Genomic DNA, 19495 nt, shown 5'->3' with positions numbered 1-19495 from the left:
GTACCGGCCGGTCAGGCGCGGATCTCCACGCTCGCGCCGAGCGGCAGGTCGCGCGAGGAGGCGCCGAGCCAGACCGTACGGCGGCCGGTGCCGAGGACCCAGTCGTGGCGGCCGGTGTCCCAGGAGGACACGGTGCGGGCGACGACCTGGACGGTGACCTGTCGCCGCTCCCCCGCACGCAGCGCCACCCTGCGGTACCCGGCCAGCACCCGCACCGGCTGGTCGAGCGCCAGGTCGGGCGAGGGCCCGAGGTACACCTGCGGCACGGCCACGCCGTCGCGGTCGCCCGTGTTGCGCACGGTGAAGGACACGGCCAGGCCGCCCCGGGCACGGCGTACCACCAGGTCCGCGAAGGAGAAGGACGTGTAGGAGAGCCCGTGGCCGAAGGGGAAGAGGGGCGGGACGTCCTGGGCGTCGTACCAGCGGTGGCCGATGTGGACACCCTCCGTGTACTCCTCGACGCCGTCCACGCCCGGGTAGCGGCGGGGGTCCCCGGCGACGGGGTGGCTGTCGTCGTCGGCCGGGAAGGTCTGGGTGAGCCGGCCGCCGGGGTCGACGTCGCCGAAGAGGACGGCGGCGGTGGCGGCGGCGCCCTCCTGGCCCGGGTAGTACATCTGGAGCACGGCCCCGGTGCGCTCCAGCCAGGGCATCGCGGTCGCGGACGAGGTGTTGAGGACGACCGTGGTGCGCGGGTTGGCCGCGGTGACGGCCTCGATCAGGCGCGCCTGGTCGCCGGGGAGGGCGATGGTGGTGCGGTCCCGCCCCTCGGTGGCGTCCTCGTAGGCGAACAGCACGACGTGGCGGGCCGCCCGCGCGGCCGTGACCGCCTCGGCCAGGTCGGCGGAGCGGGTCGCGGCGGTGCTGCGGCGCAGCCGGAACAGCAGTCCGTCGGCGCCGCCCTCGGCGGTGATCCGCAGCCGGTGCGCCCCGGCGCCGAGGGCGAGGGTGCGGCGGCGCACGGCCAGGCCGTCGGGGGCGGCGGTGACCAGGCCGCCCATCAGGTACTCGCCCCAGCCGGGCGCGAGCGGGAAGAGTTCCTCGTCGTCGACGAAGACCTCGGGACGGCCGTTCGGCGGGCCCGAGGAGTGCAGGACGAAGGTCCACTCGTCCGCTTCGTCGAGCGTGAGTGTGCCGTCGTAGCTCCAGGTCGTCCCGGCGTCCACGCCCTGGCCCTCGGTGGCGAGGGCGGGGGTGAGGGCGCCCGCGGGGACCGGCTTGCCGAAGAGGTCCTCTCCGAGGGCGTAGGTGACGCGGGTGTCCTGTCCGGCGCGGGCGCGCAGGGCGTCGAGGGGGCTTGCCGCGCGGTCGGGGGCGACATGGGCGCTGCCGCCGCCGCTGACGAAGGGGATCGCGCCGGTCGGGCCGACGACCGCGATGTCGCCCTCGGTCAGCGGCAGGGTGCCGCGTTCGTTGCGCAGCAGCGTGGCGCCCGCCTCGGCCACCTCCCGGGCGAGGGCCGCGCCCGCCTCCGGGTCGCGGCCGGGGCGCGGGGGCCGTTCGCCGTCGAGCAGGCCGAAGCGGTCCAGCGTCGACAGCAGCCGGCGCACCGCCCGGTCGACGTGGCGCTCAGCGACGCTGCCGTCCTTCACCGCCGCCTTCAGCGCGGCGCCGAAGTGGCGGCCGTCGGGCATCTCCATGTCCAGCCCGGCGGTGAGCGCCGGGGCGGTGCTGTGCGCGGCGAACCAGTCGGTCATCACCCAGCCGTCGAACCCCCAGCGCTCGCGCAGGATGTCGCTGAGCAGTTCCTTGTTCTCGCAGGCGAAGGTGGAGCCGACCTTGTTGTACGCGCCCATGACCGCGCCGGTTCCGGCGGCGACGGCGGCCTCGAAGCCGCGCAGCTCGACCTCGTGCAGGGTGCGCTCGTCGACCCGTACGTCGACGGAGTCGCGGTCCTTCTCCTGGTTGTTGAGCGCGAAGTGCTTGACGGTGGCGACGAGGCCCTCGCCCTGGATGCCCTCGATCTCGGCGGCGACCAGGTCGGCGGAGAGCAGCGGGTCCTCGGAGAAGGTCTCGAAGTTGCGGCCCGCGTAGGGGGTGCGGATCAGGTTGACCATCGGGGAGAGCAGTACGTCCTGGCCGAGCGCACGGCCCTCGCGGCCGATGACCCGGCCGTAGCGGCGGGCCAGTTCGGGGTCGAAGGCGGAGGCGAGCAGCACGGGGGCGGGCAGCGCGGTGGCGCGCCGGGTGACGCGGACCCCGGCCGGGCCGTCGGCCAGCCGCAGCGGCGGGATGCCGAGCCGGGGCACGCCGGGGACGTATCCGGCCTGGCCGAGGGAGGCGGGGTCGGGGGCGCCGTGCAGCAGGGAGATCTTCTCGTCGAGGGTGAGGGCGGTGAGGAGGGCCTCGACGCGGGGAACGGCGCCCTTGTCCCGGCGCCCGGCCGTCGCGCGGGCCGGGGTGAAACCGCCGGCGGTGGCCGCCGTGGCCACGGCGATGGCGACACTCAGCAGGCGCAGCGCGGATCGCCGGGGAACGGTGTCGGACATGGGCCGTCACTCCTTCGGTGAGCTGGCACGACAGGTGAACCGCGGGGTGCGCCCGGCGGCCCGGGCTGGGTTCGCCCTGTGGACCCACTGTGCTGCACTGCTCATATGACGGCCCGTCAGACACCACCGGCGCGCGGGAAAAGTACGGGCATCGGCTGCCCGTGTCCATGCCCGCGGCGGACGGCCGCCGGGAACGGCGAAGGCCCCCGCCATGAGGGCCGCGACGCGCGCAAGGCCCCAGCCATCGGGGCCGGGAACGGCGAAGGCCCCGGCCGTGAGGGCCGGGGCATTGCGCGCGTCGCGGCCGGACGGGCCGGAGCCTTGTCCGTGTCGTGCTCAGCCGTTGGGCCGCAGGGTCCACACGACGGTCATCTCACTGGTCACGGCGCCGTCCTCGCGCTGGATGGCGACGGTGACCGGGAACTCGGGGCGCTTGCCCTCGTCCAGCTCCGCGACGACGTCGGCGATGGGCCGGCCGAGCGTGGCGGTGGCCTTGACCGGGCCGAGCGCGATCTTCTTGAAGGCGATGTCCGCGTGCACCGGGAGCGGCACGGCGCGGGAGAGCTGGTCGCCGAAGGCCGCGAGCACGATCGCGCCGCTCGCCGACTCGCCGAGGGTGAACATCGCGCCCGCGTGCGGACCACCGACGTGGTTGCGGTACTCGCTCTGGTCCGGCAGGGCCAGCACGGCCTTCTCCGGAGTGGTCTCCAGGTACTCGAGGTTCAGGGTGCGAACCATCGGCACCGTGGCGGCGAGCAGCTCGCCGATGGACATCTGATCTGCGCTCATGGCGAGGATGTTACCCACGAGTAGCCGAGGTGGCCAGATGCCTCGGGTGTCGCCTTCACCTCTCTTTCGGCCACACGCCCGACACGGGGCCCCGCCGTGCCCGTGCGACTCCCCAGCCGCGCGCGTACTGCACCCCCGCCCCGCCCGTGCGGCATCCCCGGCGCGGCTCCTCACCGCCGGTTTCCCGTGTTGGTACGTCCCTGACAAGGGGCAGTGACCGAATCGTGTCCGGGGCGGCACTAGGGTTACGGCACATGTGGCCAGGAGAGCAGCCGCCCGGGGGCGAGCAGAACCCGCAGACGAACAACCCGTACCAGCAGCCGGGGTACCAGCAGCCGAATCCGTATCAGCAGCCCGGCTACCAGCAGCCCAACCCGTACGCGCAGCAGCCGCAGTGGGCCCAGCCCCAGACGGTCGGCATGCCCCAGCCGCAGCCCGGCGGGGGCGGCGGTGGCGGGAACCGGACCAAGCTGGTGGCGATCATCGCGGCGGCCGCCGTGGTGGCGACGGCCGCGGTGACCGGCTTCCTGGTGCTCGGCGGTGACAAGGACGACACCGCGGACGGCGGTGACAAGGGCAAGAAGACGACGAGCCCGTCGCCAACGGAGTCCGCCGAGCCGAGCGCCTCGGAGAGCGGGTCGGACGACAATCCGCGCGGCACCGAGACCCTCGAGCCCACCGTCGCGGGCTGGAAGGTCGTGGTGAACCCCAAGTGGGGCATCGCCTTCGACGTGCCGGCCGACTGGGAGGTGGAGTCCCCGACCCTGAGCATCGGCTTCGAGGACGACAAGTCCGACTCGGCCAAGCCGCTGATCGTGATGTCGGCGCCCGCCTTCTACAAGTCCAAGTGGTGCACGACCGACGACAACAAGGACGGCCGCACCGAGGACACGGCTCTGGCCGCGGTCGGCAGCAAGGGTGCCGACGGCGCCAAGAACACCGACGAGGTCGCGGTCAATCAGGTCCCCTGGTGGGTCTACGGCGGCTACACCCAGCCCGACAAGAAGAGCCTCACCTTCGACAAGAAGGCCACGGCCTACACCACCGCCTCCGGCATCAAGGGCAGCCTGGCCTGGGCGCAGTCCACGAACACTCCGCAGAAGGGCAAGTGCGCCAGCGACGGCAAGGCGGCCACCTTCGGCTTCAAGAACGCCGACGGCGCCTACGTGGCCTGGAACTTCTACGGCGCCAAGGGTGTGAAGGGCGAGGTGCCGAAGGAGACGATCATGAAGATCCTCAGCACGGTCCGGCTGCACGGCGAGGCGACGGCCAGCTGAACGGTCCGCTGACGCGGCGAGGGTGAGGGCGGCCGCAGCGTCCGCCCGCTCGGCGGCGCGACGGAGACCCGAGCGTCCGCCCGCGCGGGGACACGAAGGTGCCCTCGTGAGGGCAGGGGCGCCGGCCCGCCGCTCGTCGGACAATCGGTTTGGCAAACGCGGGCCCGGGCAGGGATAGTCGGCCGGTGAACTCCGCCGTCTCCCCCCGCCCCGGCCGCCACCTGCGCAGACCCGACTGGGCCGGGCGCAACTACAGCCTGCTGACCGCCGCAGCCTTCGTCACCAACCTCGGCGGTCACGGAGCCCTGATCGCCGCCGCGTTCGCGGTGCTGGAGAACGGCGGCGACGGCGGTGACGTGGGCCTGGTGGCAGCGGCCCGCACCCTGCCGCTGGTGCTGTTCCTGCTGATCGGCGGCGCGGTCGCGGACCGGGTCCCCCGGCACCGGGTGATGGTCGCGGCCAACGCCCTCAATTGTGTCTCCCAGGGCCTGTTCGCCGTGCTGGTGCTGACCGGTGAGCCGCTGCTGTGGCAGATGATGCTGCTCACCGCTCTCGGCGGCACCGGGCAGGCGTTCTTCGGCCCCGCGGCCGAGGGCATGCTGCTGTCCTCGGTGTCCGGGGCGCAGGCGAGCCGCGCGTTCGCCGTGTTCCGGATGGCGATGCAGGGCGCGGCGGTCGGCGGTGCCGCGCTCGGCGGTGCGATGGTCGCCGTGGTCGGGCCCGGCTGGGTGCTGGCCGCCGACGCCGCCGCGTTCGCCGTCGCCGGAGCGATGCGCTCCCTGCTCGACGTCGGGCACATCGCCCCGCGCGAGCCCGGCGGGGGAATGCTCGCCGATCTGCGGGAGGGCTGGCAGGAGTTCGTCGGGCGGCCCTGGCTGTGGGCCGTCGTCGTGCAGTTCTCGATCGTCGGCGCGGTCGTCGGCGCCGCCGACGCGGTCTACGGTCCGCTCGTCTCCCGCGACCATCTCGGCGGGGCGGGCCCCTGGGGTCTGGCCCTGGGCTTCTTCGGGGCGGGCACGGTGGCGGGCGCCCTGCTGATGACCCGCTGGAAGCCCCGCCGGCTGCTGCTCGCGGGCACCCTGTGCGTCTTCCCGCTCGCCCTGCCCTCCGCCGCGCTCGCCGTGCCGGTGCCGATCGGGGTGCTGTGCGCGGTGATGTTCGTGACGGGCGTGACCCTGGAGGTCTTCGGCGTCTCCTGGATGACCGCGCTGCACCAGGAGATCCCCGAGAACAAGCTCTCCCGCGTCTCCGCCTACGACTGGTTCGGCTCGGTCGCCCTGACGCCGCTGGCGGTCGCGCTGGCCGGTCCGGCGGAGGAGGCCTTCGGCCGCACCGAGGCGCTGTGGGGCTGCGCCGTGACGGTCTTCACGGTCACCGCGCTGGTCCTGCTCGTACCGGACGTACGCCGACTGCGCCGCCGTACGAAGGAGGTCGCCACAGGGCCGGTGGCCGTGAGCGGCTCAGCCGATGCCGAATGCCCCGTCGGGGGGCACGGGTGAGGGCACGGCGTCCTCGTCCCCGACCGGCCGCGCGTCCCCGGTGAACTCCCTCAGCGCGGCCCCCTGTTCCACTCTCGCCGCGAACGCGTCGGCCGCGGTGAGCCGGGCCAGGGCGGCCGTGTCGACGGGCTCGTGCGAGGCGACCAGCACGGCGTTGCCGAACCGCCGCCCACGCAGCACGCCGGGTTCGGCGATCATCACCAGCTCCTCGAACACCGCGCCGAACGTGGCCAGCTGGGACCGCAGGAACGCGAACGGCGCCCCGTCCGCCAGGTTGGCCAGATAGACGCCGTCCTCGCGCAGCACGCGCTCCGCCTCGCGGGCGTACCCGAGGCTGGTCAGATGCGCGGGCACGCGGGAGCCGCCGAACACGTCGGCGACGATCACGTCCGCGGAGTCCGCCGTGGCCCCGGCCAGAAAGGCCCGGGCGTCCTCGGCGTGGGTGGTGACACCGGCGTCGTGCGGCAGCGGCAGATGCTCGGCGACCAGGTCCAGCAGCCCCCGGTCGGCCTCCACCACGTCCTGCCGCGAGCCCGGCCGGGTCGCCGCGAGGTACCGGGGCAGCGTGAACGCCCCTCCCCCGAGATGCAGGACGTCCAGCGCCCGCCCCGCCGGCGCGACGGTGTCCAGGACATGCCCCAGCCGCCGCGCGTACTCGAACTCCAGATGGGTCGGCTCGTCCAGGTCCACGTAGGACTGGGGCGCCCCGTCGACCGTGAGCAGCCAGGCACGCTCACGGTCGACGTCGGGCATCAGCTTGGCCGTGCCGTGGTCGACGGCGCGGGAGACGGGGAGGGCTTCGTTCACCGCTCCATTCTGCCCGCGGCGCGCACCGCTCAGGAGCGCGGGGAACCGCGCGACCGGCCGCACCGGCCCGCGGTCCCCCGCCCCCTCGCCTCACCTCACAGCAGGGCGGTCACCGTCCCCGCCCCCACGGTCCGGCCGCCCTCGCGGATCGCGAAACCGAGGCCCGCCTCCAGCGGCACGTCACGGCCGAGCTCGACCGTCATGGAGACGGTGTCCCCGGGCCGCGCGACCCCCGGTTCGCCGAGGTCGACGTTCCCGACCACGTCCGCGGTGCGGATGTAGAACTGCGGCCGGTACCCGGTCGCGACCGGCGTGGTACGGCCGCCCTCCCGCGCCGACAGGACATACACCTGGGCCTGGAACCGGCCGCGCGGCACCACGCTGCCGGGCGCGGCGACGACATGCCCGCGGCGTACGGCGTCCCGGGGCACACCCCGTAGCAGCAGCGCCACGTTGTCCCCGGCCTGCGCCTCCTCCATGGGCTTGCCGAAGGTCTCCAGCCCGGTGACGACGGACTCGACACCGGCGCCGAGCACCTCCACCCGGTCGCCGACCCGGACGACGCCGCGCTCGACGGCGCCGGTCACCACGGTGCCCCGGCCGGTGATGGTCAGGACGTTCTCGACGGGCAGCAGGAACGGCGCGTCCAGGTACCGCTCGGGCATGGGCACGTACGTGTCCACCGCGTCGAGCAGTGCCTCGATCGACGCCGTCCAGCGCGGGTCGCCCTCCAGTGCCTTCAGCCCCGAGACCCGTACGACGGGCACGGAGTCACCGCCGTAGCCGTGGGTGGTCAGCAGGTCGCGGACCTCCAGCTCGACCAGGTCGGTCAGCTCCTCGTCACCCGCGTCCGCCTTGTTGAGCGCGACCACGATGTGGTTCACCCCCACCTGACGGGCGAGCAGCACGTGCTCAGCGGTCTGCGGCATGATCCCGTCGAGCGCGGACACGACGAGGATCGCCCCGTCGAGCTGCGCGGCGCCGGTGACCATGTTCTTCACGTAGTCGGCGTGACCGGGCATGTCGACGTGCGCGTAGTGCCGGGTACCGGTCTCGTACTCGACGTGCGCGATGTTGATGGTGATGCCGCGCGCCGCCTCCTCGGGGGCGCGGTCGATGCGGTCGAACGGCACGAAGGTGCCGGCTCCGCGGTCGGCGAGGACCTTGGTGATGGCGGCGGTCAGGGTGGTCTTGCCGTGGTCGACATGACCCATGGTGCCGATGTTCAGATGCGGTTTGGTACGGACGTACGCCGTCTTGGGCATGGCTCTACCTCGAAGCGTGTGCGAAGGAAGCGGGACCCCGGGACCGGCCGACCCTCCCCCTGCGGGGTCCGCCGGACTGTCCGGAGAGGGTCAGCTTCGGGCGCCGTCGGCAGCGGCCAGGAAGATCTCGACGGCAGCCTTCGGCGCATCCGCGACTGCGGATGCTGCGAGGAGGAAGGCGTGCCGGAACATGTCGTCGATCATCGCCGAGCCGGGGTCCGGCGTCGAACGATTTTCCGTACGACGACGAAGCCTCCCGCGGCACGCTGCCGGGGAGGCTTCGAGGAGCAGGAGCGTCGTCCGGGTGCTAGCCCGCCGACTCCGCCGCGTGCGGGCTCAGGACGCCCGTGACGACGAGGCCGATCAGCACCACACCGAGGATGATGCGGTACCAGACGAACGGCATGAAGCTCTTGGTGGAGATGTACTTCATGAACCAGGCGATCACCGCGTACCCGGTGGCGAAGGCGATGATCGTGGCGAAGATCGTCGGACCCCAGGAGACATGGCCGCCCTCCATGGCGTCCTTCAGCTCGAACGTGCCGGAGGCGAGCACCGCCGGGATGGCGAGCAGGAAGGAGTAGCGGGCCGCGGCCTCACGCTGGTAGCCCATGAAGAGGCCGCCGCTGATGGTCGCGCCGGAGCGGGAGACGCCGGGGATCAGGGCGCATGCCTGGCAGAGACCGAAGATCAGGCCGTCGCGGACGCCGAGGTCCGTCAGGGTCTTGCGGGGCCGCGCGGCCCGGTGCTTGCCACCCTCCTCGTCGCGCGCGGCGAGCCGGTCGGCGACGCCGATGACGATGCCGACGACGATCAGCATCGTCGCGGTGACCCGCAGATCACGGAAGGGTCCCTCGATCTGCTCCTTCAGCGTGACGCCGAGCACACCGATCGGGATCGAGCCGACGATCACCAGCCAGCCCATCTGGGCGTCGTGGTCCTTGCGCATCTCCTTGTCGAACAGTGAGCGCGACCACGCCGACAGAATGCGGCCGATGTCCTTGCGGAAGTAGATCAGCACCGCCGCCTCCGTGCCGATCTGGGTGATCGCCGTGAAGGCAGCTCCGGGGTCCTCCCAGCCGGAGAAGGCCGCGGTCAGCCGCAGATGCGCACTGGAGGACACGGGGAGGAACTCGGTCAGCCCCTGGACGAGTCCGAGGATGAGTGATTCGAACCAAGACATGAAGTTACGGAGTCCAAGTGCCGATCGTGCTACGGGCGTCGGACACGCCGAGCCCGCGCGCGCGGGTCTGGTGTGTTGAGGGGCAGCGTAGCGTCCTCCGGCACAGTGCCATGACCTGGGGCCGTCGAGATGATCGTCGGACGAACGGACCGGGGTGTCGACGCTCATCGGGACGGCACCCGCGTCGCACGGTGGAAAGCTCTTGCCGTCCGGGCCCGCGCGCCTTCCGCTACGGCCGCGTCCTCGGCCCGGACGGCGAGGGCCGGTGTGAGCGCGACCTCTCTCGCCGGGACGGGACCGGCCGGCGCGCCTAGCCTGGACTCATGGCGACGGTGATGGTGCCGGTGCGGGGAGTCGACGTGGCCTACGCGCGCGTGGGCCACGGTCCGCCGCTGGTGCTGGTGCACGGCGCCGGAGCGGACGGTCGGATGTGGGAGCCGCAGACCGCCGCGCTGTCGGACGAGTTCACGGTGGTGTCCTGGGACGAGCCGGGCGCCGGAGGGTCCTCGGATCTGCCGCCGGACTTCACCCTCGCCGACTTCGCCCACTGTCTCGCCGCGGTGATCGAGGACGTGGGTCTCGGCCCGGCCCATGTCGCCGGGCTGTCCTGGGGCGGCACGGTCGCCCTGGAGCTGTACCGGCACCACCCGGAACTTGTGCGGACACTGATCCTGGTGGACACCTACGCGGGCTGGAAGGGCTCGCTTCCGCCGGAGGAGGTCGAGGCCCGGGTCGAGGGCGTACGGCGGATGCTCGCGGCGGAGCCGGAGGAGTTCGATCCCACGCTGCCGGGGCTGTTCGCCGGTGACCCGCCGACGGCGTTCCTGCCGGTGCTCGACGCCATGGCACGGGACGTGCGCCCCGCGACCATGGGCGCGCAGCTGTTCATGATGGCCGAGACCGACCAGCGCGACCTGCTGCCGGAGATCGCCGTGCCCACTCTGCTCGTCTGGGGCGAGCGGGACGCGCGGTCACCGCTGGGCGTGGCACGGGCGTTCCGGGACGCGATCGCGGGTGCGCGGCTCGTGGTGCTGCCCGGCGTGGGCCATATGAGCAACCTGGAGGCGCCGGAGGCCTTCGCTCGCGCGGTGCGCGGCTTTCTGCACGGGTTGCGGCCGCTGTAGGGCGGTCGGGGAAGGCGCCGAAGCGGGACGGGGGAAGCACGCGCGTCAGGCCGCCGTGGATCCTTCGGAACCGGAACCGGAACCGTGGACCGGTGGCCCGCCGTCAGGCCGCCGTGGGGCCCGAGACGGTCCAGCCGGGGCTCTGGGGATGGGCCGTGAGGTCCTCGTGGCGCACCTCACCGCCGCAGGCCCGGCAGGTGACGACGGGGACGAGTTCGTTGCCGCAGTCGTGCTCGATCACCATCGGGCGGTCGTCCTCGCCTCGCAGATGGCGGTCGCCCCACTCCTTGAGGGTCATCAGGACCGGTTCCAGCTCCAGCCCGGCCGGTGTCGCCCGGTACTCGAAGCGCTGCGGTCGCTCGCTGTAGACGCGCTTGGTGAGGACGCCGGCGTCCACCAGGCGGCGCAGACGGGTGGCCAGTACGTCGCGCGGGGCGCCGATGTTGCGCACCAGTTGGTCGAAGCGCCCGTTGCCCAGGCAGACCTCGCGGAGCACGAGCAGGGAGTACTTCTCGCCGACGAGCGCCAGGGTGTCGGCGATCGAGCAGGGGCGCGGGTCCTTGGTGGCGGCCATGCGCCCCATCCTAGGTGAGGGTTTGATTTCCCAACCGAGTGGGTTTGATTTTCCAACCCATGACGCTAGAGTGAGTCCAGATTTCCTACTCACTGGTAATCGCGCCGGTCGCCGCACCGCACCGCGGCGGCACCGACCGGCCGCCCCTGCCCTCACAGGAGGCCACGCAGATGCGTGACGCAGTGATCGTCGAAGCCGTACGCACCCCCATCGGCAAGGGCAGGCCCAACGGCTCCCTCGCCCAGGTCCACCCCGTCGAACTCCTCGCCCACACCCTGCGCACCCTCGTCGAACGCTCCGGCGTCGACCCCGCGCTCGTCGACGACGTGATCGGCGGCACCGTCGACCAGGTCGGCGAGCAGGCCATGAACACCACGCGGTACGCGGTGCTGTCGGCCGGCTTCCCCGAGACGGTCCCCGCGACCACCGTCGACCGCCAGTGCGGCTCCTCGCAGCAGGCCGTGCACTTCGCCGCGCAGGGCGTCATCTCCGGCGCGTACGACCTGGTCGTCGCGTGCGGGGTGGAGTCGATGAGCCGGGTGCCGATGTGGTCCAACGTGCCGCCCGGCGCCGACCCCTTCGGCCCCGGCGTGGCCGAGCGCTACCCCGAGGGCCTGGTACCGCAGGGCATCAGCGCCGAACTGATCGCCGCAAAGTGGTCGCTGACCCGTGAGCGGATGGACGCCTTCGCCGTCTCCTCGCACCGGCGCGCGGCGGCGGCCTGGGACCAGGGCCTCTTCGACGCCGAGGTGGCGCCCCTGCACGGCGTCTCGCGCGACGAGTGCGTACGCCCCGGGACCACCCCGGAGATCCTCGCGGGGCTGCGGCCCGCCTACGAGGACCCGGGCTTCGGCGAGCGCTTCCCACAGATCGAGTGGAACGTCACGGCGGGCAACGCCAGCCCGGTCAACGACGGCGCCTCGGCCGTCCTGATCACCTCGAGCGAGACCGCGGCCCGTCTCGGCCTTCGCCCGCTCGCCCGGCTGCACAGCTTCGCTGTCACCGGGTCCGACCCGCTGCTGATGCTCACCGGTGTCGTCCCGGCGACGGAGAAGGTGCTGCGCAGGGCCGGGCTGTCCCTCGACGACATCGACCTGTTCGAGGTCAACGAGGCCTTCTCCAGTGTCGTCCTGGCCTGGCAGCAGGAGACCGGCGCCGATCTCGCCAGGGTCAACGTGCACGGCGGGGCCATCGCCCTCGGCCATCCCCTCGGCGCCAGCGGCACCCGGCTGACCACCACCCTCGCGCACGCCATGCGCGAGCGCGGCGCCCGCTACGGGCTCCAGACGATGTGCGAGGCGGGCGGCCTGGCCAACGCGATGATTTTGGAGGCCGTCTGAGTCCTCGGCGCCCGCGGAGCTGATGCCTCTGAGCCCTCGGCGCACACGCAGGTGTTACATCTGAGCCTCAGCGCACACGCAGGTGTCACCTCTGAGTCCTCAGCGCACGCGCAGGTGTTACATCTGAGCCTCAGCGCCCGCGCAGGTGGTGCCGCTTGCGCCAGGCCACCACCGCGCCCGCCAGCGCGGGCAGGGCGATGCAGGCCATCGCGATCAGGAAGGCGGGCGAGGTCGGCGTGGAGGCGCGGGCCCCCGCGACGACGTAGGCGGCGGTGTTCGGGATCGTCCCGAGCGCCGTCGCCAGCAGGAACGGCAGCCAGCCCATCCGGGAGATCGCGGCGCAGTAGTTCGCCGCCTGGAACGGCACCCCGGGGAACAGCCGCACCGCGAGCATGGAACGGAACCCGTGCCGGCTGAGCTGCCCGTCCGCGGCCGTCAGCAGCCGCCCCCGCAGCAGCGGCCGCAACGCGTCCTGGCCGAGGATCCGCCCCAGACCGAAGGAGAGCCCGGCCCCCAGCACGGTGCCCGCCACGGCCGCGCCCAGCCCCAGCTGGGAGCCGAACAGGGCGCCCGCGGCGAGGTTCAGCAGCGGCCGGGGCACGAACGCCACGGTGCACAGTCCGTACGCCACCGCGAAGACGAGAGCCGCCGCCGCGCCGCCGAGATGCGGTGGCCACCCGTCGGCCAGCAGCCGCTGCGGCTCGAACACCAGCACGGTCGTGGCGGCGCCCGCGAGCAGCGCCACGAGCAGTGAGAAACGGGACCAGGGCGACAGCAGCAGGCGTGAGCAGCGCCCCGCGAGGCCGACGGCGGGGACCGGCGCGGGGACGGCGACGGGTTCCGGAACGGCGAGGGCGGCGACGACGGCGGTGCCCCCAGAGCGGGTGGTGGCATCGAGCGGCATCCGGTGACACTAACCGACGAACGTGTGTGATCGCCGTATGGTTCGTCTCATGACGGTCACAGGTACCGGCCCCGTAGCGGTCCCGGACAGCGCGCTGGCCGACACCCTGCTGGCACGGCTCACCGACGTCTACCCCGGCGCCGCCGACCCCGAGCGGGCGGCGGCCATGCGCGCGTACATGAAGGACGTGGCACCCTTCCTGGGCCTGCCCACACCCCTGCGCCGCACCCTGTCGCGCACGGTCACGGCGGGCACGGCCCGGCCCGCCGAACCCGACCTGACGGCCGTGGCCCTGCGCTGCTGGGAGCTGCCGGAACGGGAGTACCACTACTTCGCGGTCGACTATCTGCGCCGGTACGTGAGCCGCTGCTCCTCGGACTTCCTCCCGGTCGCCCGGCGACTGATCGTCACGGTCCCCTGGTGGGACACCGTCGACCTGCTGGCCGCGCACGTGGTCGGGGCGCTGGTAGCGGCCGACCCGGCGCTCGGCGCGGAGATGGACGCCTGGATCGCCGACGACGACCTGTGGATCGCCCGGACCGCCCTGCTCCACCAGCTCCGCCACAAGGACCGCACGGACCCCGACCGTCTCTTCGCCTACTGCCTCCGCCAGTCCGGCCACCCCGACTTCTTCATCCGCAAGGCCATCGGCTGGGCCCTGCGCGAGTACGCCAAGACCGACCCCGACGCCGTCCGCGCCTTCCTCACCCACGAACGCGCCCGCTTCGCCCCGCTGACGATCCGCGAGGCCCTGAAGAACATCGGCACCTGACACAGTCAGGGATCTCTCCCACGCATGAATCCATGGCGCGTTCGAACCCCTGACTCGCACCCCCCGCACCACATAACACCTGGCCGGACGGGTCCCACCCAACCCGGCCGAACTGATCGAGCGGTCAGTACCGGACAACCGCCACGGCCGATACCGTCCCTTCCCGTAGCCGGCCGGTAGCGCTGTGTCAGTGCTTGCCCCTAGGCTGGCCCGCATGTCCCCCGATTCCGAGGCCTTTGGTTCCGTGCGCTCCGCCGACGAGGTCAACGAGCGGATCCGCGCGCTGTGGAGACGCGCGGGCGGCAAGCTGACGGCTCAACAGCGCTCGGAGTACGAGCTGTTGGTGGTCCAATGGGCCGAGGCGGTACGCGGCGAGGTGGTCAGGGCCGCCTGACCGGCCGCCCGACGTGGCTCACCTCCGCAGATGGCCCGCCACGTCGTCGCTCAACGGGTAGACCGGCTCCCGCGGCAACAACGCCTCCGCGGCCTCCAGCTCACCGGCCCGCACCAGCTCATGGATCTCCGTCGCCAGCGGCGTGACGTCCTCGATGCCCACGATCCACTCGTCCGCGTACCGCTCGGTCGCCTCCCCCGCGAGGCCCAGCTGCAACGACCGGTACGGCAGCGGCCGAAGCCGCAGATCCCGCTCCGGATCCCACTGCACCCGCGCCGGAGACCGCTGCAACTGCCGCTTCCACTCCGCCTGATCGGCGTACAGCTCGGGCACGTAGTGCGACAGGCACGCGTTGCGCAGCGCCCACTCGAAGCCGTCCCGGCTGATCTCCACGGCGAGCACGGTCTCCTGCCCCTCCTTCACGCCCCATCCGCAGCGGTACATCATCCACAGGAAGGACGGCTTGATCCAGGTCAAGCCGCGTTCACAGTCCTTTTGGGCGGTGGGGTCGGTCATGCCGCGGCGCTGTCGTCTGCCGCACGTGTCCAGAGGGAAAGGTCGCTGCTGGTCGCTACGGCGATGGTGTGCCCGGAGGGCGAGAAGCCGAATGCCCTGAGTGTGGAGTAGTTCGAGTGAAGGATGTGCCACCACCGTTCTCCGTGCGGACCGGCGTGGGGCAGCCCGCCATCAGTGGACAGCAGGACACGCTCGTTCGGCCAGGCCGGGGTGACTGCCTCCAGGGTCCAGCCGTCCGCGGTCGTGGCATGAAGCCCTCCGCCGAAGAGTCCTGCGATGCGTACGCGGCTCCCGCTGATCGGCCCCAGTCCGGGGCAGGACAAGTCGGCAACCGCGTCGGGGGTGCTGTTCACGGGATCGGGGTCACGGTCCCGGGCGATCTTCTCTCCGGTGACGGCGTCGAAGAGACCGTGACCGTCGTGCGAGACGACCATCACCAGATCGTGGCCGTTGCCAGGATGCGATGCGAAGCCGATGCCGAGGAGCCCACCGACCGGGACGAACGGAATGGGCCGCCAGGGTTCGGGTGCCGGCACCACCGGGGCGGCGAGGAGTCGACTCCGCATCGCGCTCTGGTATGCGGAGAGTTCCGGCTCCCGCTCCAGTTGCTCGACCGGACCCGCCTTCTTCGTCCACCTCATCACGACTTCATGATCCACGCTTCGTCAGGTTCACCCAACGGAGTTGTCGGATCCCGGCGCAAGAGGCGGTCCAAAATCGGTGGCTTCCTGATCTGACCGACTCCACGCTGTACGCCATGGAAGAACCGCTCCGCAGAATCCGCGCGCTGCACACGGCGTCCACGATCACCGTCTACCAGGCGTACCGCCCGGAGATCGGCGAACCCGCCGCCCGCAAGGGCCGCTTCCCCGCCGCGTGGAAACCCGACCGCATGACGTGGATCAAGCCCAGTTTCCTGTGGATGATGTACCGCTCCGGTTGGGGCACGAAAGAGGGTCAGGAGACCGTCCTCGCCGTCGAGATCACTCGCGACGGCTTCGACTGGGCGCTGCGCAACGCGTGCCTGTCGCACTACGTTCGCGGACTGCATCCCGATCGCGTCACCTGGCAGCGTGACCTCAAGCGCTCACCGGCCCGCGTCCAGTGGGATCCCGAGCGCGATCTGCATTTGCGTCCCCTGCCGCACCGCTCGCTGCAACTGGGACTCTCGGGCGAGGCATCGTCGCGCTACGCGAACGAGTGGATCGTGTCCATCCGCGACGTGACCCCGCTCGCCCACCAGATCCGCACACTCGTCGGCAGCGGCGAACTGGACACAGCAACCCGACTGCTCCCCCAGGAACAGCACTACCCCGCGGGTGACGAACTACTGGCCCACCTGAGTGGCTGACCGGCGGTCCGGACACGACGCGACAAGGACCGCTTCCCTCCCCGCCCCTCAATAGTGATGCTTGTCGTGCAGGCAAGGGCCGTTGGGGAGCGCCATCACGGGCACCGGCACAGAACTTCTGGTCGCGACCGTCACGGAGGCCGGAGGACGCTGCCCCTCAAAAGTGGCGTGCATGGTTCAAACCAGGGCCGCTAACGTGCGCCACCATGGGCACGGACATTTATGGCGGGGTCGAGTTTCGTCACCCTCATGCAGGCACCGAGGACTACGACGGTGAACCATGGGTGACCGCAATGGATCTGTGGCCGCTGTACGACGAGACCGACTACACGGCCTTCGGTCTGCTCTTCGGAGTGCGCAACTACGCGGGCTTCCCGCCCCTCGCACCCAGCCGTGGGCTTCCCGTTGACCTGTCGAGCGCCATGCGCTCGGAGCTCAGCTCCTGGGTTGCCCGGGGTGAGCTGGACGGTGCGAGCTGGGTCAGTTGGGACGAGCTCGCTTCCATCGATCCCGAAACCCGACCGGAGCACTTCGTCGGCCGAGTGGCCTGGCACAAGCAGTCGCGCCCGTCGGCGCTGCATCGCCAGCTCGTATCCCATCAGTGGCCGACGGAGGTCCTGTCCGTGGTCGGCGAGCCACCGGTGGACTCGCGCAGCAGCTCAGGACCCGTTGCGTGGACCAACGGCGATCTGGCCTGCGCCTACGAACCACTGACCGCGGGTACTGTGCTGGGCCCGGAGACTCACTGGCCGCACGTCTTCGCCGTGATGAAGGCCCTGGCCGACCGCTTCGGTGACGGCGCTGTCCGCCTGGTCGTGGCATTCGACTGACGGCACACGCCCCGGAGCCTTGCCTCACACGCGACTGTGGACGGCCGCCGCTACGCCCCTGGCAAACCGCCTGTTGAGGTCTGCGAAAGCGGCTTGATGATCCAGGTCAAGCCATGTTCACAGCCCTTTCCGGACCATCCGAGAGGGCGGCTACTGCTCCCAAGCTGCCCTCGGTCCTCGCGGCTTTCACCAGCAGCATGGGAAGCAGAGAGATCATTCCCGGGCTCGGCACCAGCATGGTCGGGACCGGCGAGTCGGTGCGTGCGAGGGGGCTCGGTGTAACCGGGAGGCGAGGCGGGCGGAGGATGGGGAAGACTGCGCCGGGTGATCGTGATGCAGCCCGTCTTGGAGATGACCACCACTGCCGGGTTCGACCTCTGGCCTGTTGCTGAGTTCGAGTCGTTCAGCTTCCTGCCGCTCAGCGGCGAGCTGTCACGTGCTGAGATCGGGGCAGCGGTGATGCGCATCGCCGGCTGCAACGACGTCGACCCTGACGGCGATCGTCCGCCCCGACCGGTCGCCGCACTCGACTCGTTCCTTCACGGACTGCTCACCTTCGACATACTCTTTGCGGCCGGCGGCCTGCGGGTGACCGACAACTCCAGCGGCGTCACCTTTCTACCCGGTTGCTGCGATGGGCTGGAGGACTGGCGCGATTGGCAGCGATTCATCGACGACGGCGGCCTGCTCGGGTTCGGCCACGACCCCGTGTCACCGATCGCGGAGCGCTTCGGCAACACCATCCGGCTCACGGTCAATGCTGAACAGGGCGACAGCCCGGTGATCGAGTTGCCAGTCACCGAGCTCCGTCACCTTCTTACCGGTGTCGAGCGCGACCTCGTCGACTTTCTGGCGCTGGCAGCCGATTGGGCCTCTGGGCAGTTGCCGGACCACTGCTCTGCCGTTATAGGCGCACTCGCCGAGGTTCTGGACCTTCCATCGCCGGCCGTACAGCTGCACCGCTAGCACGGGGCCCGGGAACGTCATCGTGTGCAGCGCTTTGGCCGTGCGCCTGCCTACCTGACACCTCGACATGTATGCCGACACTTGATCGGCGGAGGGGCGTGCGCGCGAACCTGTCGACCACCGAGTAAGAGTCTGCGAACGCGGCTTAATGATCCATGTCAAGCCTCGTTCACAGACCATTGACGGGATCCGATATGCCTTGGGGCTCCGCGCAACACACTGGCGAAGGCAACCTCTTCGGCTTCGGGGGCCCGGTCTTTGTTGGGGCATCGGCCCGGCTAGGGCTCGTGTTCGTCTTCGGATGCGGATTCCAGCAACGTGCGGATTGCTTTGAGGCTGTTCAGGCGGATGGCGGTGTCGGGGTGGTCGGGGCCCAGGGCTGCCTCGGTGATGGCCAGCGCCCGCTCCTTTAGCGGCAGAGCCTCGGCGTGCCGGCCCAGCTCACTGAAGGTGGTGGCGAGGTTGCCCAGGCGGTTGGCGGTGTCGGGGTGGTCGGCGCCCAGGGCTGCCTCGGTGATGGCCAGCGCCCGCTCCGCCAACGGCAGAGCCTCGGCATACCGCCCCAGATCACTGAAGGTGGCGGCGAGGTTGCCCAGGCGGAGGGCGGTGGTGGGGTGGTCGGTGCCCAGGGCCGCCTCGCTGATGGCCAGCGCCCGCTCCTCCAACGGCACGGCCTCGGCGTGCCGGCCCAGCTCACTGAAGGTGGTGGCGAGGTTGCCCATGCGGTTGGCGGTGTCGGGGTGGTCGGCGCCCAGGGCTGCCTCGGTGATGGCCAGCGCCCGCTCCGCCAACGGCACGGCCTCGGCGTGCCGGCCCAGGTTGCTGAAGGTTCTGGCGAGGTTGCCCAGGCGGAGGGCGGTGTCGGGGTGGTCGGGGCCCAGGACTGCCTCGCTGATGGCCAGCGCCCGCTCCTCCAACGGCAGAGCCTCGGCATACCGCCCCAGCTCACTGAAGGTGGTGGCGAGGTTGCCCAGGCGGAGGGCGGTGTCGGGGTGGTCGGCGCCCAGGGCTGCCTCGGTGATGGCCAGCGCCCGCTCCTCCAACGGCACGGCCTCGGCGTGCCGGCCCAGGTTGCTGAAGGTTCTGGCGAGGTTGCCCAGGCGGTTGGCGGTGGTGGGGTGGTCGGGGCCCAAGGCCGCCTCGGTGATGGCCAGCGCCCGCTCCGCCAACGGCACGGCCTCGGCATACCGCCCCAGCTCACTGAAGGTTCTGGCGAGGTTGCCCAGGCGGAGGGCGGTGGTGGGGTGGTCGGGGCCCAAGGCCGCCTCGGTGATGGCCAGCGCCCGCTCCTCCAACGGCAGAGCCTCGGCGTGCCGGCCCAGATCACTGAAGGTGGTGGCGAGGTTGCCCAGGCGGAGGGCGGTGTCGGGGTGGTCGGCGCCCAGGGCTGCCTCGGTGATGGCCAGCGCCCGCTCCTC

19 protein-coding genes are annotated in these 19495 nt (G+C 71.6%); 9 read left to right on the top strand and 10 right to left on the bottom strand.

The genetic code is table 11. The features are described 5' to 3' along the window. Positions 1-11: 11 nt before the first annotated feature. Both ACZ6SQ_RS34380 and ACZ6SQ_RS34375 read right to left on the bottom strand, forming a co-directional pair. Complete coding sequence (locus tag ACZ6SQ_RS34380; RefSeq protein WP_469569185.1) at positions 12-2486, bottom strand: beta-glucosidase; 2475 nt, start codon at positions 2484-2486, stop codon at positions 12-14. Between the two features lie 336 nt (positions 2487-2822). Further along, positions 2823-3260, bottom strand: coding sequence for a DUF4442 domain-containing protein (locus ACZ6SQ_RS34375; RefSeq protein ID WP_386383691.1), 438 nt, complete (start codon positions 3258-3260; stop codon positions 2823-2825). A gap of 269 nt (positions 3261-3529) precedes the next feature. Here ACZ6SQ_RS34375 and ACZ6SQ_RS34370 point away from each other — a divergent pair, with 269 nt between their 5' ends. After that, positions 3530-4552, top strand: coding sequence for a DUF8017 domain-containing protein (locus ACZ6SQ_RS34370; RefSeq protein WP_469569184.1), 1023 nt, complete (start codon positions 3530-3532; stop codon positions 4550-4552). A gap of 185 nt (positions 4553-4737) precedes the next feature. Beyond that, the gene (locus ACZ6SQ_RS34365) at positions 4738-6051 is read left to right on the top strand and encodes an MFS transporter (RefSeq protein WP_386383653.1); all 1314 of its coding nucleotides are present in this window, start codon (positions 4738-4740) and stop codon (positions 6049-6051) included. Here ACZ6SQ_RS34365 and ACZ6SQ_RS34360 read toward each other — a convergent pair. From ACZ6SQ_RS34360 to ACZ6SQ_RS34350, 3 genes are all read right to left on the bottom strand, one after another. After that, complete coding sequence (locus ACZ6SQ_RS34360; protein WP_469569182.1) at positions 6013-6858, bottom strand: spermidine synthase; 846 nt, start codon at positions 6856-6858, stop codon at positions 6013-6015. The genes ACZ6SQ_RS34365 and ACZ6SQ_RS34360 overlap by 39 nt on opposite strands. A 95-nt stretch (positions 6859-6953) precedes the next feature. Continuing rightward, the gene (gene tuf, locus ACZ6SQ_RS34355) at positions 6954-8123 is read right to left on the bottom strand and encodes an elongation factor Tu (protein WP_469569180.1); all 1170 of its coding nucleotides are present in this window, start codon (positions 8121-8123) and stop codon (positions 6954-6956) included. 307 nt (positions 8124-8430) lie between these two features. Further along, positions 8431-9306: an undecaprenyl-diphosphate phosphatase gene (locus ACZ6SQ_RS34350; RefSeq protein WP_386383647.1), complete on the bottom strand. Its 876-nt coding sequence runs from the start codon at positions 9304-9306 to the stop codon at positions 8431-8433. A gap of 323 nt (positions 9307-9629) precedes the next feature. On the opposite strand from ACZ6SQ_RS34350, the gene ACZ6SQ_RS34345 reads away from it, so the two are divergent. Continuing rightward, positions 9630-10430: an alpha/beta fold hydrolase gene (locus ACZ6SQ_RS34345; RefSeq protein WP_469569178.1), complete on the top strand. Its 801-nt coding sequence runs from the start codon at positions 9630-9632 to the stop codon at positions 10428-10430. Between the two features lie 103 nt (positions 10431-10533). Here the strand turns inward: ACZ6SQ_RS34345 and ACZ6SQ_RS34340 are convergent, their stop codons facing one another. Further along, positions 10534-11004 (bottom strand): winged helix-turn-helix transcriptional regulator, encoded by a 471-nt coding sequence (locus ACZ6SQ_RS34340; RefSeq protein ID WP_389322069.1) that lies wholly within the window; start codon positions 11002-11004, stop codon positions 10534-10536. Between the two features lie 170 nt (positions 11005-11174). Here ACZ6SQ_RS34340 and ACZ6SQ_RS34335 point away from each other — a divergent pair, with 170 nt between their 5' ends. Continuing rightward, positions 11175-12344, top strand: coding sequence for a thiolase family protein (locus ACZ6SQ_RS34335; protein WP_469569176.1), 1170 nt, complete (start codon positions 11175-11177; stop codon positions 12342-12344). Positions 12345-12474: 130 nt separating this feature from the next. On the opposite strand, the gene ACZ6SQ_RS34330 is transcribed toward ACZ6SQ_RS34335, so the two are convergent. Further along, on the bottom strand, positions 12475-13248 hold the full coding sequence (locus ACZ6SQ_RS34330; protein ID WP_469569174.1) for a TVP38/TMEM64 family protein: 774 nt from the start codon (positions 13246-13248) through the stop codon (positions 12475-12477). 49 nt (positions 13249-13297) lie between these two features. Between ACZ6SQ_RS34330 and ACZ6SQ_RS34325 the strand changes: the two genes are divergently transcribed. Together ACZ6SQ_RS34325 and ACZ6SQ_RS34320 are read left to right on the top strand one after the other, a co-directional pair. Then, on the top strand, positions 13298-14020 hold the full coding sequence (locus ACZ6SQ_RS34325; RefSeq protein WP_469569172.1) for a DNA alkylation repair protein: 723 nt from the start codon (positions 13298-13300) through the stop codon (positions 14018-14020). A 214-nt stretch (positions 14021-14234) separates the two neighbouring features. After that, entirely contained in the window at positions 14235-14414 is a 180-nt protein-coding gene (locus ACZ6SQ_RS34320) for a hypothetical protein (RefSeq protein ID WP_469569170.1), read from the top strand. An 18-nt stretch (positions 14415-14432) separates the two neighbouring features. Here the strand turns inward: ACZ6SQ_RS34320 and ACZ6SQ_RS34315 are convergent, their stop codons facing one another. Beyond that, on the bottom strand, positions 14433-14963 hold the full coding sequence (locus ACZ6SQ_RS34315; RefSeq protein WP_469569250.1) for a DUF4291 domain-containing protein: 531 nt from the start codon (positions 14961-14963) through the stop codon (positions 14433-14435). Continuing rightward, positions 14927-15571: a hypothetical protein gene (locus ACZ6SQ_RS34310; protein WP_469569248.1), complete on the bottom strand. Its 645-nt coding sequence runs from the start codon at positions 15569-15571 to the stop codon at positions 14927-14929. The genes ACZ6SQ_RS34315 and ACZ6SQ_RS34310 overlap by 37 nt, the downstream gene beginning before the upstream one ends. Before the next feature lie 116 nt (positions 15572-15687). Between ACZ6SQ_RS34310 and ACZ6SQ_RS34305 the strand changes: the two genes are divergently transcribed. From ACZ6SQ_RS34305 to ACZ6SQ_RS34295, 3 genes are all read left to right on the top strand, one after another. Then, the gene (locus tag ACZ6SQ_RS34305; protein ID WP_469569168.1) at positions 15688-16281 is read left to right on the top strand and encodes a DUF4291 domain-containing protein; all 594 of its coding nucleotides are present in this window, start codon (positions 15688-15690) and stop codon (positions 16279-16281) included. A gap of 206 nt (positions 16282-16487) precedes the next feature. After that, positions 16488-17111 carry a hypothetical protein gene (locus tag ACZ6SQ_RS34300; RefSeq protein ID WP_469569166.1) on the top strand — a complete coding sequence of 208 codons (624 nt, stop codon included), beginning with the start codon at positions 16488-16490 and terminating at the stop codon, positions 17109-17111. Between the two features lie 333 nt (positions 17112-17444). Continuing rightward, on the top strand, positions 17445-18077 hold the full coding sequence (locus ACZ6SQ_RS34295; RefSeq protein ID WP_469569246.1) for a hypothetical protein: 633 nt from the start codon (positions 17445-17447) through the stop codon (positions 18075-18077). Positions 18078-18355: 278 nt separating this feature from the next. Here the strand turns inward: ACZ6SQ_RS34295 and ACZ6SQ_RS34290 are convergent. Further along, the coding region (locus ACZ6SQ_RS34290) for a tetratricopeptide repeat protein (protein ID WP_469569164.1) at positions 18356-19495 on the bottom strand (1140 nt) is incomplete at its 5' end.

The organism is Streptomyces sp. NPDC048600 (genome assembly GCF_055587025.1).
The sequence above is the reverse complement of the archived record's forward strand: the minus strand, read 5'-3'. Positions and strand labels throughout refer to the sequence as shown.